Source organism: Pseudomonas sp. JC1203 (genome assembly GCF_056175065.1).
In genome coordinates this window covers 15,543-29,205 of the sequence record NZ_JBWCAM010000015.1, presented here as the reverse complement: position 1 = coordinate 29,205, position 13,663 = coordinate 15,543, and the positions used below count along the sequence as shown (strand labels likewise).

The following is a 13,663-nucleotide window of genomic DNA, read 5'->3' as shown; positions in this document are numbered from 1 at the left end:
CTGGAGACACGTTATGCATGCAGTAGAGAAGGGCGCCGCGGTGCCCGGCGACAACCTGTTGATCGACGTCAGCCTGCCGGCGCTGGTACTGCACCGCGAGGCGCTGGAGCACAACATTCGCTGGATGCAGGCGTTTGCCAATGCCAGCGGCGCGCAGCTGGCGCCCCACGGCAAGACCAGCATGGCCCCGGCGCTGTTCGCGCGGCAGTTGCAGCGCGGCGCCTGGGGCATCACCCTGGCCACCGCCGTGCAAACCCGCGCGGCCTATGCCGCCGGGGTGCGCAGGGTGCTGATGGCCAACCAGCTGGTGGGGGCGGCGAACATGCGCCTGGTGGCCGACCTGCTGCACGACCCGGGCTTCGACTTCCATTGCCTGGTGGACCACCCCGACCAGGTGCTGGCGTTGGGTGAGTACTTCGCCCAGCGCGGCCAGCACCTCAATGTGATGATCGAATATGGCGTCGCGGGCGGCCGCTGTGGCTGCCGCAGCGAGGCCGAGGTCAAGGCCCTGGCCGCCGCCATCGCTACCCAGCCGGCCCTGCGCCTCACCGGTATCGAAGGCTATGAAGGGGTGATTCACGGCGACCAGGAAATCGGCCAGATCCGCGCCTTTGCCGTGTCGCTGGTAAGCCTTGCGCTGCAGTTGCAGGCACAAGGCGCGTTCGCCTTGGCGCAGCCCATTGTCACTGCCTCGGGCTCGGCCTGGTACGACCTGGTCGCTGAAGCCTTCGACGCCCACGCGGCCCGTGGGCGCTTCCTGGCGGTGTTGCGGCCGGGCAGCTACGTGGCCCATGACCACGGCATCTACAAGGTCGCCCAGCGCGCCGTGCTGGCCCGCCGCGCCGACCTGGCCGAGGGGCTGCGCCCAGCCATGGAAGTGTGGGCGCACGTACAGTCGATGCCCGAGCCGGGGTGTGCGATCGTGGCGCTGGGCAAGCGTGACGTCGCCCACGATGCCGGCCTGCCGCAACCGTTGAAACGCTACCGGGCCGGGCTGCTGGGCGACACCGGCGACGACGTCAGCGCCTGCGCGGTGACCAAGGTCATGGACCAGCACGCATTCCTGAAGATCGCGCCGGGGGTGGACCTGCGCATCGGCGACATCATCGCCTTCGGCACCTCGCACCCATGCCTCACGTTCGACAAGTGGCGCGTAGGCTGCATCGTCGACGAGCGCTTCAACGTGGTGGAAACCTTCACCACGCAGTTCTGAAAAACCCACGTAGCAGCTGCCGAAGGCCGCGTCCAATGGCTAGACGCGGCCTTTGGCCGCTGCTACAGGGATCAATCGCGGTAGAACACCTGCACCAGGTGGTAGCCGAACTTGCTCTTGATCGGCCCGTGCACGGTGCGCAACGGCTTCTTGAAGATGACTTGGTCGATGGCGCCCACCATCTGCCCCGGGCGCACTTCACCCAGGTCGCCGCCGCGCTTGCCCGACGGGCAGGTGGAGAATTTCTTCGCCAGCACGTCGAAGGCTTCGCCCTTGGCGATGCGCTGCTTGAGTTGTTCGGCCTCTTCGGCAGTTTTCACCAGAATGTGGCGAGCTTGAGCTTTCATGACGCGGGGCCCTGTGTACGACGTTGAAAAAGCGCGCGATTATGCCGCAAATCAGCTGTCGGCGGCGGGTTGATTGATCATCTCGCGAATCTTGTTGGCCAGCAGGTCGATGGAAAATGGCTTGGTGACCATGTCCATGCCCTCGGCCAGGAAGCTGTGGCGCTCGGCGGCTTTTTCGGCATAGCCGGTCATGAACAGTACTTTCAGCCCAGGCCGGTGCTGCCGGGCAATTTCCGCCAGCTGCCGGCCATTCAGGCCGGGCAGGCCGACGTCAGTCACCAGCAGGTCGATGCGCAGGCTTGACTCCAGCAATGGCAAGGCGGCCTTGGCGTCTGCCGCCGGGTGGGCGTGGTAGCCCAACTCGTCCAGCACGTTGAGCACCAGCATGCGCACCGCCGGGTCGTCCTCCACCACCATCACGCTTTCGCCCTGCTGGGCCAGCGGCGCGCCCTGGGGGGCCAGCACCTTGGGCTTCGCTTCCGCCTGTTCGACGTGGCGCGGCAGGTACAGGCGCACGCAGGTGCCCTGGCCAGGCTGGCTGTGCAGCGTGACCTGGCCGCCCGACTGCTGGGCGAAGCCGTAGATCATCGACAGCCCCAGGCCAGTGCCCTGGCCGATGGGCTTGGTGGTGAAGAACGGATCGAAGGCTTTCGCCTGGATGGCCGGGCTCATGCCGGCGCCATCGTCGCTCACGCTCAGCAGTACATACTGGCCCGGCTTCAAGGCTTCCAGCCCAGGTTCATCGCTGGGGGCGGCGAGGCTGAGGTTACTGGTCTCGATGCGCAGGCAGCCGCCGTCTGGCATGGCATCGCGGGCGTTGATCACCAGGTTGAGCAAGGCGTTTTCCAGCTGGTTGGCATCGGTGTTCACCGGCCATACGTTGGGCGCCAGGCGGATTTTCAGCTCGATGTGCTCGCCCTTGGTGCGGCTGAACAGCTCCTCCAGCGAGTGCACCAACTGGTTGGGGTCCAGGCGCTTGCGGTCCAGCGACTGGCGCCGGGAGAAGGCCAGCAGCCGGTGGGTCAGGGCGGCGGCGCGATGGGCCGAGGTGATGGCCGCCTCGCTGAAGCGGCCGATTTCATCGGCGCGGCCGGCAGCGATGTAGCGCTGCATCAGGTCGAGGCTGCCAATGATGCCGGTAAGCATGTTGTTGAAGTCATGGGCGATGCCACCGGTCAGCTGCCCTACGGCTTCCATCTTCTGCGCGTGGCGCAGGGCCTCCTCGGCGCGTTCGCGCTCCTGCATCTCGGTCTGCAGGCGGCGGTTGGCCTCGGCCAGCGCCTCGGTGCGCTCGGCCACCCGCTCTTCCAGGGTTTCGTTAAGGCGCAGCAGAGTCCGCTCGGCTTCGCGACGCTCGGTGATATCAATGGACGCGCCGACGAAGCGCACCGGCCGGCCGTGGTGATCGTTGTGGCTGCGCCCGCGCGCGTACACCCAGCGCACCTCGCCGTCCGGGCGCAGCAGCCGGTATTCGTTGGCGTATTCACCGTCGCTGTGCACGCAGGCATTGATGCTACGCGCCACCATGCCGCGGTCGTCGGGGTGTACGCCCTTGAGGTATTCGCCGATCGGCATCTTGCCGGCAAGGCCTGGGTCAACGCCGTGCAGTTGGGCGAAACGCGCGTCGGCCTGGAACAGGTCCTCGCGAATATCCCAGTCCCAGGTGCCGACGCCGTTGGTTGCCTCCAGTGCCAACTGCAGGCGCTCTTCGGTGTCCAGCTGGGCCTTGGCGCTGGCTTCGGAGCGGCGTTGCAGCTCGGCGGTGACCCGCCGGCGCTCGTTGGCTTCGATGGCGGTGACGAGGATGCCGGCCACCGCACCGCTTTCATCGCGAATGGGGCTATACGTGAGGTCCAGCCACACCTGGGCCGGGCCCGCGTCGCGGGGCAGGGTGAAGCCCTGTTCCACGTAGGTGCGTACCTCGCCGTCGAGCACGGCGCGGTAGATGGGGTCGGTGAATTCCTTCAACTGCGGCCAGATCAAGTCCACCGGCTGGCCGAACGCGCGCGGGTGGTTGCTGCCCGCCAGCAGCGCGAAACTGTCGTTGTACAGCTGGCACAACTGCGGGCCCCACAGCAGCAACATGGGCATTGGCGAGTGCACCACGATGTCCACGGCGGTACGCAGGCTCTGCGGCCATTGGTGTGGCGCGGGCAGGGGGCTGTCGCGCCATGGCAGCTGTTCGATCAGTTCGACGATGGAGCCGCCGACGGGGGGACCGCTCATTGGGGTTATCCTTTGTTTGCATGGCGGGGTGTTCTACCGCCAAGCTATAGCTTACTTTTCTATTGTCGCCCTGTGGACCCTCGCATATGGAAATCCAAGCCCTGCTGAAAATCCTCGCCACCCAGGACGGTTCCGATCTTTACCTGTCCACCGGGGCGCCGCCCTGCGCCAAGTTCAACGGCGTGCTCAAGCCGCTGTCGGCCGAGGCGCTTAAACCCGGCGAAGTAGCGGCCATCGCCGCCGATATCATGGACGCTGAACAGCGCCAGGATTTCGAACGCGACCTGGAAATGAACCTCGCCATGTCCATCCATGGCGTTGGGCGCTTCCGGGTGAATATTTTCAAGCAGCGCAACGAAGTGTCCATCGTCGCGCGCAACATCAAGCTCGACATTCCCCGCTTTGAAGACCTCAAGCTGCCGCCGGTGCTGCTCGAAACCATCATGCAGAAGCGCGGCCTGGTGCTGTTCGTCGGCGCCACCGGCTCGGGCAAGTCGACCTCGCTGGCGGCGCTGATCGACTACCGCAACCGCAATGCCAGCGGCCACATCATTACCATCGAAGACCCGGTGGAGTACGTGCACCGGCACAAGAAATCGATCATCAACCAGCGCGAAGTGGGTGTCGACACCCGCAGCTTCCAGGCTGCCTTGAAGAACACCCTGCGGCAGGCGCCGGATGTCATCCTGATCGGCGAAATTCGCGACCGTGAGACCATGGAGCACGCCTTGGCCTTCGCCGATACCGGCCATCTGGCCATCTCCACGCTGCACGCCAACAACGCCAACCAGGCGCTGGACCGCATCATTAACTTCTTCCCTGAAGACCGGCGCCCGCAGTTGCTCAACGACCTTGGCAACAACCTGCAGGCGTTCGTCTCCCAACGCCTGGTGAAGACCACCGATGGCAAGCGTCGGGCAGCCGTGGAAGTGATGCTGGGCACAGCCACCATCAAGGACCTGATTCACCGCAACGAGTTTGGCGAGCTGAAGGGCATCATGGAGAAGTCCGTGAACCTGGGGATGAAGACCTTTGACCAGGCGTTGTACGAATTGGCCTTGGAAGGGGCGATCAGCGAAGAGGAAGCGCTGAAGAACGCCGACTCGCAGAACAACCTGCGCCTGCGCCTCAAGCTGCACCGTGAAAACGGCCACGAGCCCAGCAGCGTGCCTCTGCCGCCGGAGCCGGCGGCGGATGTGGACAGCGCTGACTGGAACCTGGTGGATGATGAGAACAGCTGACCCCCGGACGCGGCCTGCGGCCGCTGCTACGCAAATCTGTAGCAGCGGCCGCAGGCCGCGTCATTGAGCGCGCGGTCTCACTGCGCCAACCACCCGCCATCCATGTTCCACGCCGCGCCACGCACCTGGCTGCCCGCTTCGCTGCACAGGAACAGCACCAACTCGCCCAGCTGCTCGGGCGTGACGAATTCCAGTGACGGCTGTTTCTCGGCCAGCAGGTCCTCGCGCGCCTGTTGCGGGTCCACGCCCTTGGCCGCGCGGTCATCGATCTGCTTCTGCACCAGCGGCGTCAGCACCCAGCCGGGGCAGATGGCGTTGCAGGTGACCTGGGTGCGCGCGGTTTCCAGGCCCACCACCTTGGTCAGGCCGATCACCCCGTGTTTGGCCGCCACGTACGCGGCCTTGCCAGTGGAGCCCACCAGCCCGTGCACCGAGGCGATGTTGATGATGCGCCCCCAGCCGCGCTCGCGCATGGCGGGAAGGGCCAGGCGCGTGGCGTGGAACACCGAGGACAGGTTGATGGCGATGATCGCGTCCCAGCGCTCCACCGGGAAATCTTCAACGGCGGCCACGTGCTGGATGCCGGCGTTGTTGACCAGAATGTCGACACCGCCGAACTCGGCCTGGGCATAGGCGAACATCGCCTCTATCTGCGCCGGCTGGCTGACGTCCGCCGGGTGGTGGCCGACTTTAGTGCCGTGGCGGGCCAGTTGGGCCAGCACCGCCTGGGTGTCGCCGAAACCGTTGAGTATCACGTTGGCGCCGGCAGCGGCCAGGCCGTGGGCAATGCCCAGGCCGATGCCGCTGGTGGAGCCGGTGACCAATGCCGTCTTGCCGTTCAAGGTCATGCCTATGCCTCCAGGGTCAGTGCGGCTCGGCCTGCACGTGCGCGGCCAGCAGCAGTTCACGGGTATAAGGGTGTTGCGGTGCTTCGAACAGGTCGTGGCTGGCGCCGCGCTCCACCACCTGGCCGTCCTTGACCACGATCACGTCGTGGGCCAGGGCCTTGATCACTGCCAGGTCGTGGCTGATGAACAGGTAGGTCAGCCCATGGTCATCCTGCAATTGGCGCAGCAGGGCGACGATCTGCTTCTGCACGGTGCGGTCCAGCGCCGAGGTGGGTTCGTCCAGCAGAATCAGGTCGGGCTTGAGCACCAGCGCCCGGGCAATGGCGATGCGCTGGCGCTGGCCACCGGAAAACTCGTGTGGGTAGCGGTGGCGGCTGGCCGGGTCCAGGCCCACTTCCTCCAACACCCTGATCACCCGTTGCTCGCGGTTTTCGGCGTCGCACTCGACGTGCACTTCCAGGCCTTCGCTGATGATCTGCTGCACCGACATGCGCGGGCTGAGGCTGCCAAACGGGTCCTGGAACACCACCTGCATGCGTTTGCGCCACGGCAGCATCTGCTTGGGGTTCAGGCCCTCCAGCGGCTGGCCGTCGAAGCGAATGCTGCCCTCTGAATCCAGCAGCCGCAGGATGGCCTGGCCGAGGGTGGATTTGCCCGAGCCGGACTCGCCGACAATGCCCAGGGTCTTGCCTTTCTGCAGGCTCAGGCTGATGCCGTCCACGGCCTTGACGTAATGGGGCTTGCGCAGGAAACCGCCGCTGGTGGCGTACCACACCCGCAGGTTGTCGACGTCCAGCAGCGGTGGCCGTTCGTGGCGCGGCAGTGGCTCGCCGGCCGGTTCTGCGTTCAACAGAATGCAGCTGTAGGGATGTTTGGGCGTACAGAACAGCGTCTCGGTGTCGGCCTGCTCGACGATCTCGCCGGCGCGCATCACGCACACCCGCTGGGCAATGCTGCGCACCAGGTTGAGGTCGTGGCTGATCAACAGCAACGACATGCCCAGGCGTTGCTGCAACGATTTCAGCAGCGCCAGGATGCGCCGCTGCACGGTCACGTCGAGGGCCGTGGTGGGCTCGTCGGCAATCAGCAGGTCGGGCTCGCAGGCCAGGGCCATGGCGATCATCACCCGTTGCCGCTGGCCGCCGGATAGCTGGTGCGGGTAGGCCTTGAGGCGTTTTTCCGGTTGCTGGATGGCCACCAGCTGCAGCAGTTCCAGGGTGCGCGCCTGGGCTGCCTTGCCGGTCAGGCCACGGTGCACCAGCAGGGTTTCGCCAATCTGCTTTTCCACTGTATGCAGTGGGTTCAGCGAGGTCATGGGCTCCTGGAAAATCATCGCCACACGGTTGCCGCGAATCTCGCGCAGCACGTTCGCCGGTGCACCCAGCAGCTCGGTGCCGCGGTAGCGGATGCTGCCCTGGGTGTGGCTGCCGGTCTGCGGCAGCAACTGCAGAATCGAGTGGGCCGTCACCGACTTGCCCGAGCCCGACTCGCCCACCAATGCCAGGCACTCGCCGGGGCGGATGTCCAGGCTCAGGTCGCGCACTACCGTGTGGTCGTTGAAGGCCACGCTCAGGTTGCGTATTTCAATCAGGTTTTCGCTCATGCTGGCCTCAGGCGCGGGGGTCGAAGGCATCACGCAATGCCTCGCCGATGAACACCAGCAGCGACAGCACCAGTGCCAGGGTAAAGAAGGCCGTGAAACCCAGCCACGGCGCCTGCAGGTTGTCCTTGCCCTGGGCGATCAGCTCGCCCAGCGAGGCACTGCCCGCCGGCATGCCGAAGCCCAGGAAGTCCAGGGCGGTGAGGGTGGAAATGGCGCCCGTGAGAATGAACGGCAGGTAACTGAGGGTGGCATTCATGGCGTTGGGCAGGATGTGCCGGCGGATGATCTTGCCGTCGTTGAGGCCCAGCGCCCGGGCGGCCTTGACGTATTCCAGGTTGCGCCCGCGCAGGAACTCGGCGCGCACCACATCCACCAGGGCCAGCCAGGAAAACAGCGCCATGATGCCCAGCAGCCACCAGAAATTGGGCTCGACGAACCCCGACAGGATAATCAGCAGGTACAGCACCGGCAGCCCCGACCACACTTCCAGCAAGCGCTGGCCGAACAGGTCCACCCAGCCGCCGTAATAGCCCTGCAGGGCGCCGGCCAGAATGCCGATTAGCGAGCTGATGACCGTCAGCGCAATGGCGAACAGTATCGACACCCGCGCGCCGTAGATCACCCGCGCCAGCACGTCGCGGCCCTGGTCGTCGGTGCCCAGCCAGTTGTCGGCGCTGGGCGGGCTGGGCGCCGGTTGGGTGAGGTCGTAATTGGGCGTGTCGGCGCTGAACGGAATGGGCGCGAAAATCATCCGCCCGTCACCGTCGGCGACCAGCTTGCGCACATAGTCGCTGCGGTAGTCGGGCTGGAACGGCAGCACGCCGCCGAACTCGGTTTCGGTGTAGCGCTTGAAGGCCGGGAAATACCACTGGCCGTGGTAACTCAGGGCCAGCGGTTTGTCATTGGCGATCAGCTCGCCGCCCAGGCTCAGGGCGAACAGGGCGATGAAGATCCACAGCGACCACCAGCCGCGGCGGTTCTTGCGGAAACGGTCGAGGCGTCGACGCGACACCGGTGACAGGCGTTTCATCAGGCGCTCCTCCCGGCGAAGTCGATGCGCGGGTCGACCAGGGTGTAGCACAGGTCGCCTACCAATTTGATCAGCAGCCCGAACAGCGTGAAGATGAACAGGGTGCCGAACACCACCGGGTAGTCACGCGCCACGGCCGCCTCGTAGCTCAGGCGGCCAAGGCCGTCGAGGGAGAAGATCACTTCTATCAGCAGGGAGCCGGCGAAGAACACGCTGATGAACGCCTGCGGCAAGCCGGCCACCACCAGCAGGATCGCATTGCGGAACACGTGGCCATACAGCACGCGGCGTTCGCTGACGCCCTTGGCGCGGGCGGTGACCACGTACTGGCGGGTGATTTCGCTGAGGAACGAGTTCTTGGTGAGGATGGTGAGGGTGGCGAAGCCGCCGATCACCAGCGAGGTCACCGGCAACACCAGGTGCCAGAAATAGTCGGCGACCTTGCCCAGGGTGGACAGCTGGTCGAAGTTTTCCGACACCAGGCCGCGCACCGGGAACCAGTTCAGCTCGGTGCCGCCGGCGAACAGCACGATCAGCAGCATGGCGAACAGGAACGCCGGCATGGCGTAGCCGATGATGATGGCGGTGCTGCTCCAGATGTCGAAATGGCTGCCGTGGTGCACCGCCTTGCGGATGCCCAGCGGGATCGACACCAGGTAGGTGATCAGCGTGGCCCAGAAGCCCAGCGACAGGGTCACCGGCATCTTGTCCAGGATAAGGTCGGTGACCTTGGCGCCGCGGAAGAAGCTGTTGCCGAAGTCCAGCGTGGCGTAGTTCTTCACCATCAGCCACAGGCGTTCCGGCGCGGGCTTGTCGAAGCCGTACTGGTGCTCGATGTCCTTGATCAGTTTCGGGTCCAGGCCGCGGCTGGCACGCGAGGCGCCCTGGGCCGAATCACCGCCGCCACCGCCCACGGCCACGCCGCCCAGGCCCTGCAGGCGGGCGATGGCCTGCTCCACCGGGCCACCGGGGGCGGCCTGGACGATGACGAAGTTGACCAGCAGGATAATCAGCAGCGTCGGCACAATCAGCAGCAGGCGCCGCAGGGTATAGGCCAGCATCAATGGGCCTCCTTGGCGCGCAGTTCGTCCATCTGCGCGTTGGTCAGGGGCGTGGGGCTTACCTGCCACCAGCTTTCCGGGGCCTCGTCATTGGGGGCGGGGTGAGCGGGCATGCCGAAGCGGTTCCACCACACTGTCGAGGTACCCGGGGGGTAATAGTTGGGAATCCAGTAGTAATTCCACTGCAGCACCCGGTCCAGGGCATGGGCGTATTCGGTCATGTCGGCCTTGCTCCTGGCATTCACCAGGCCTTTGATCAGCGTGTCCACGGCCGGGTCCTTGAGCACCATGTAGTTGCTGGAACCGGTATCGGTCGCGGCAGCCGAACCAAAGTAGTTGGACAGTTCCATGCCGGGGGAGGGCGACACCGGGTAGCCGGTGATGATCATGTCGTAGTCCCGGGCCATCAAGCGGTTGATGTATTGGGAGGAGTCGATGCGGCGGATCTGCAGGTCGATGCCGATCTGCGCCAGGGTGCGCTTCCACGGCAGGATGAGTTTTTCCAGGCCTGCCTGGCCGTTGAGGAAGGTGAAGCTCAGCGGCTCGCCGGCGGCGTTCACCAGGCGGTCACCGTCGGGCGTCCAGCCTGCCTCTTTCAACAGCGCCAGGGCTTGCAATTGCTTGTCTCGAATAAAGCCGGTGCCGTCGGTGCGCGGCGCTTCGAACACCTCGGTGAACACCTCGTCCGGCACCTGCCCGCGCAGCGGTTCGAGTATTTTCAGCTCGGCGGCGTCCGGCAACTGCCGCGCCGCCAACGGGCTGTTGGCGAAGAAGCTCTGCTGGCGGATGTACATGCTGCGCATCAGCTGGCGGTTGGTCCACTCGAAATCCCACAGCAGCGCCAGGGCCTGGCGCACGCGGCGGTCCTTGAACACCGGCCGTTGCAGGTTGAACACGAAGCCTTGGGCCGACTGCAGGCTTTGCGGCGCCAGGTGCGCGCGCTGCAAGCGGCCATCGTCCAGGGCGGCGCTTTTGTATTTCAGGGTGTAGCCGGTGGCCGAGAATTCACGGTTGTAGTCGAAGGCGCCGCCCAGCAGCACCTGGCGCGCCACCTCGGTGTCGCCGAAGAATTCCACGCCGAACTGGTCGAAGTTGTACAGCCCGCGGGTCACCGGCAGGTCCCGCGCCCACCAGTCCTTGTCCCGCTGGAAGGTGATGCTGCGGCCGTTGTCGATCTTGCCCACGGTGTAGGGGCCGCTGCCGGGCGGTGCCTCGAAGCCGCCACCGTTGGCGAAGTCGTGGTCTTTCCACCAGTGCTCGGGCAACACCGGCAGTGAGGCCAGGTCCAGGGGCAGGCTGCGGTTGTCGTTGGCGCTGAAGTCGAAACGCACCTGGCGCGGGCCTTCGACCTCGACGTCCTTGACTTCGGCGAACTGGGTGCGGAAGCGCAGGCTGCCTTGGCTCATCAGCAGGTTGAAGGTGTATTTGACGTCGGCGGCGGTGATGGGCACGCCGTCGCTGAAGCGCGCTTTGGGGTTGATATAAAAGCGCAACCACATGCCGCTGTCGTCACGCTCCATTTTCTCGGCGATCAGGCCGTACACGGTGTAGGCCTCGTCCAGCGAACGCAGGGCCAGGGGGGCATACAGCAGGCCGTCCACCTGGCTCACGCCGGTGCCCTTGTCTATATAAGGAAGCAGGTGGTCGAACTGGCCGATCTCTACCGCCGAGCGGCGCAGGCTGCCGCCCTTGGGGGCATCGGGGTTGACGTAGTCGAAGTGCTTGAAACCGTCGGCGTACTTGGGGGCTTCGCCGTAAACGGTCAGGGCATGCTGTGCGGCAGCTAGCGCACTGGGGAGCAACAGCACCTGTGCGGTCAGGAAGAGAAGGGCGAAAACCGAGCGCATTGTCTGCCTTGTTCGAATGAGTGTGGGCGCGTGCTTACCCTATCATCAACCAAGGCACCAATCACAAACAAAACGGCCCGCACAAGGCGGGCCGTCAGCAGCGGGACAGGTATCAGTCCTGGCGGCTGGTGACTTCCAGCAGGTGGTAGCCGAACTGGGTCTTGACCGGGCCTTGCACCACGTTGACCGGGGCGCTGAATACCACGGTGTCGAATTCCTTGACCATCTGGCCTGGGCCGAACGAACCCAGGTCACCGCCCTGGCGGCTGGATGGGCAGGTAGAGTTGGCCTTGGCGACTTCGGCGAAATCGGCGCCGCCTTCGATTTGCGCTTTCAGTTCGTTGCACTTGGCTTCGGAGGAAACCAGGATGTGACGGGCAGTGGCTTTGGCCATGGGAACGTACTCCAAAAAAACTTAAAGAAGGCAGCCTACCGCAATTTGCGCAAAAGCGCTGCCCCAGGGGCGATTATGTGGCCCCCGGGACGCGGCCTGCGGCCGCTGCTACGGGACCGCATTGTTTTACACGCGTAGCAGCTGCCGAAGGCTGCGTCCGGCTCAGCCGCGCAATTGGCGCGCGGCGTTGCGCAGCAGCGCCTCGGTGTCGTCCCAGCCCAGGCAGCCGTCGGTCACCGACACGCCGTAGCGCATGCCCGGGCCAATGGCCTGGCATCCTTCGAACAGGTGGCTTTCGAGCATGGTTGCCACCAGCGAGCGGTCACCGGCCAGGCGCTGGCGCAGCACGTCGTTGAACACCTCGGGCTGGCGCAGCGGGTTCTTGCTGCTGTTGGCGTGGCTGCAGTCGACCATGATGCGCGCCGGGATACCGGCCTTGCCCAGGGCGCTGTGCACCTGTGCGACGCTGTCCTGGTCGTAGTTCGGCCCACGGTGGCCGCCGCGCAGCACCAGGTGGGTGTCGGGGTTGCCGGTGGTCTCGATGATCGCCGGGTGGCCGTCGGCCGACACGCCGAAGTGGCGGTGCGGGTGGGCGGCGCTGCGCATGGCGTCGCAGGCAATGGCAACGCCGCCATCGGTGCCGTTCTTGAAGCCCACGGGCATCTTCAGGCCGCTGGCCATCTCGCGGTGGATCTGCGATTCGGTGGTGCGGGCACCGATCGCCACCCAGCTCAGCAGGTCGTCCAGGTAGCCGGCGGCCATGGGCTGCAACAGCTCGGTGGCCAGGGGCAGGCCCATGTGCAGCATTTCGCGCATCAGCTCGCGGGACAGTTTCAGGCCGCCCACCATGTCGTCGCTGCCGTCCATGCGCGGGTCGTACGCCAGGCCTTTCCAGCCCACGGTGGTACGCGGCTTTTCCACGTAGGCGCGCATTACCAGCAGCATCTGGCCTTTCAGGTCGCTGCCCAGGGCGGCGAGGCGCTCGGCGTACTCCAGGGCGGATTCGGGGTCGTGCAGCGAACAGGGGCCGACCACTACCAGCACGCGTTCGTCGCGGCCTTCAAGAATGGCGCGGATCGCGTTGCGGTGGGCGTTCACCTGTTGGGCCAGGTCGCGGCTCAGGGGCAGCTGTTGCTTGAGTTCGGTGGTGCTGGGCAGGCGTTGCAAGGCCGGGGCGTTGGCAGCAGGCGCCAGGGCCTGGACGGGGGCGGTGGCAAGGGGCAGGGCGCTGATGGAGATGTTCATGTGTATTTTTTCCCTGGGTTGGCGGCGCAGTCTGCTGCGCTCGCGCAACCCTATCGCGATGTTCGACTAATGACGTTTGTCTGTGTATGGCCACCCAGGCAGGACCGGTCGGAGGCGGCAAGCTGGCCCGAACGGAGGGTGGTAAATCGCCAGGCGGTGCAGTAGTCGTAGCGGTAATAGGTGGCGTAGTTCATTGCGGTAATCCTCTGTATCAAATGTTGGAAGGCGGAAAAAACAAAACCCCCGGTCGGGAGGCCGACCGGGGGTTTTGGAGTTTCTCAAACCGGGCGACCTTGGAATCTGGCCGCCGGATATCAGGTATCAGGCGCGCCAGTGGCTAAACCAATACCCATAGTAATAATCTGCAACAACGGCAGCGCACGCGCAGGCAACCGCTACCGGGCGACGAGCGCTGGCAGTGTGTTGAGCCTGGAGGTGAGCTGGGTGCGACATGAAATGTCTCCGTTTCGATGCGCCGAGCTTACTGCAGCGTGGCTAAATGTTTCAAGAACTATTCACATCACCCTCGTAGCAGCGGCCACCAGGCCGCGTCACGGGGCACCACGGATTTCGCGGATGGCCTCGGACGCCGCCTTCGGCAGCTGCTA

The 13,663-nt window shown here is 65.3% G+C and carries 11 protein-coding genes; 2 read left to right on the top strand and 9 right to left on the bottom strand.

Features of this window, described 5'->3' with window-relative positions; translation table 11 throughout:
- Window positions 1-13 precede the first annotated feature (13 nt).
- Window positions 14-1,213 (top strand): amino acid deaminase, encoded by a 1,200-nt coding sequence (locus tag AC0SZ7_RS21275; RefSeq protein ID WP_475506228.1) that lies wholly within the window; start codon window positions 14-16, stop codon window positions 1,211-1,213.
- A 71-nt stretch (window positions 1,214-1,284) separates the two neighbouring features.
- Here AC0SZ7_RS21275 and AC0SZ7_RS21270 read toward each other — a convergent pair whose 3' ends face one another.
- Window positions 1,285-1,560, bottom strand: coding sequence for a peptidylprolyl isomerase (locus AC0SZ7_RS21270; protein WP_008369722.1), 276 nt, complete (start codon window positions 1,558-1,560; stop codon window positions 1,285-1,287).
- A gap of 51 nt (window positions 1,561-1,611) precedes the next feature.
- Entirely contained in the window at window positions 1,612-3,786 is a 2,175-nt protein-coding gene (locus tag AC0SZ7_RS21265) for an ATP-binding protein (protein ID WP_475506227.1), read from the bottom strand.
- A gap of 86 nt (window positions 3,787-3,872) precedes the next feature.
- Here AC0SZ7_RS21265 and AC0SZ7_RS21260 point away from each other — a divergent pair, with 86 nt between their 5' ends.
- Window positions 3,873-5,027, top strand: a complete 1,155-nt coding sequence (locus AC0SZ7_RS21260; protein ID WP_475506226.1) for a PilT/PilU family type 4a pilus ATPase — start codon at window positions 3,873-3,875, stop codon at window positions 5,025-5,027.
- Window positions 5,028-5,104: 77 nt separating this feature from the next.
- Here the strand turns inward: AC0SZ7_RS21260 and hbdH are convergent, their stop codons facing one another.
- The 7 genes from hbdH to AC0SZ7_RS21225 form a co-directional block, all read right to left on the bottom strand.
- Entirely contained in the window at window positions 5,105-5,875 is a 771-nt protein-coding gene (gene hbdH / locus AC0SZ7_RS21255) for a 3-hydroxybutyrate dehydrogenase (protein WP_475506225.1), read from the bottom strand.
- Between the two features lie 16 nt (window positions 5,876-5,891).
- Window positions 5,892-7,478, bottom strand: coding sequence for an ABC transporter ATP-binding protein (locus AC0SZ7_RS21250; protein WP_475506360.1), 1,587 nt, complete (start codon window positions 7,476-7,478; stop codon window positions 5,892-5,894).
- 7 nt (window positions 7,479-7,485) lie between these two features.
- Complete coding sequence (locus tag AC0SZ7_RS21245) at window positions 7,486-8,508, bottom strand: ABC transporter permease (RefSeq protein WP_475506224.1); 1,023 nt, start codon at window positions 8,506-8,508, stop codon at window positions 7,486-7,488.
- Window positions 8,508-9,569, bottom strand: a complete 1,062-nt coding sequence (locus AC0SZ7_RS21240; RefSeq protein ID WP_475506223.1) for a microcin C ABC transporter permease YejB — start codon at window positions 9,567-9,569, stop codon at window positions 8,508-8,510. The genes AC0SZ7_RS21245 and AC0SZ7_RS21240 overlap by 1 nt, the downstream gene beginning before the upstream one ends.
- The gene (locus AC0SZ7_RS21235; RefSeq protein ID WP_475506222.1) at window positions 9,569-11,416 is read right to left on the bottom strand and encodes an extracellular solute-binding protein; all 1,848 of its coding nucleotides are present in this window, start codon (window positions 11,414-11,416) and stop codon (window positions 9,569-9,571) included. The genes AC0SZ7_RS21240 and AC0SZ7_RS21235 overlap by 1 nt, the downstream gene beginning before the upstream one ends.
- Window positions 11,417-11,528: 112 nt before the next feature.
- Window positions 11,529-11,810: a peptidylprolyl isomerase gene (locus tag AC0SZ7_RS21230; protein ID WP_375747239.1), complete on the bottom strand. Its 282-nt coding sequence runs from the start codon at window positions 11,808-11,810 to the stop codon at window positions 11,529-11,531.
- A 162-nt stretch (window positions 11,811-11,972) separates the two neighbouring features.
- Complete coding sequence (locus tag AC0SZ7_RS21225) at window positions 11,973-13,055, bottom strand: 3-deoxy-7-phosphoheptulonate synthase (protein ID WP_475506221.1); 1,083 nt, start codon at window positions 13,053-13,055, stop codon at window positions 11,973-11,975.
- Between the last annotated feature and the right edge of the window lie 608 nt (window positions 13,056-13,663).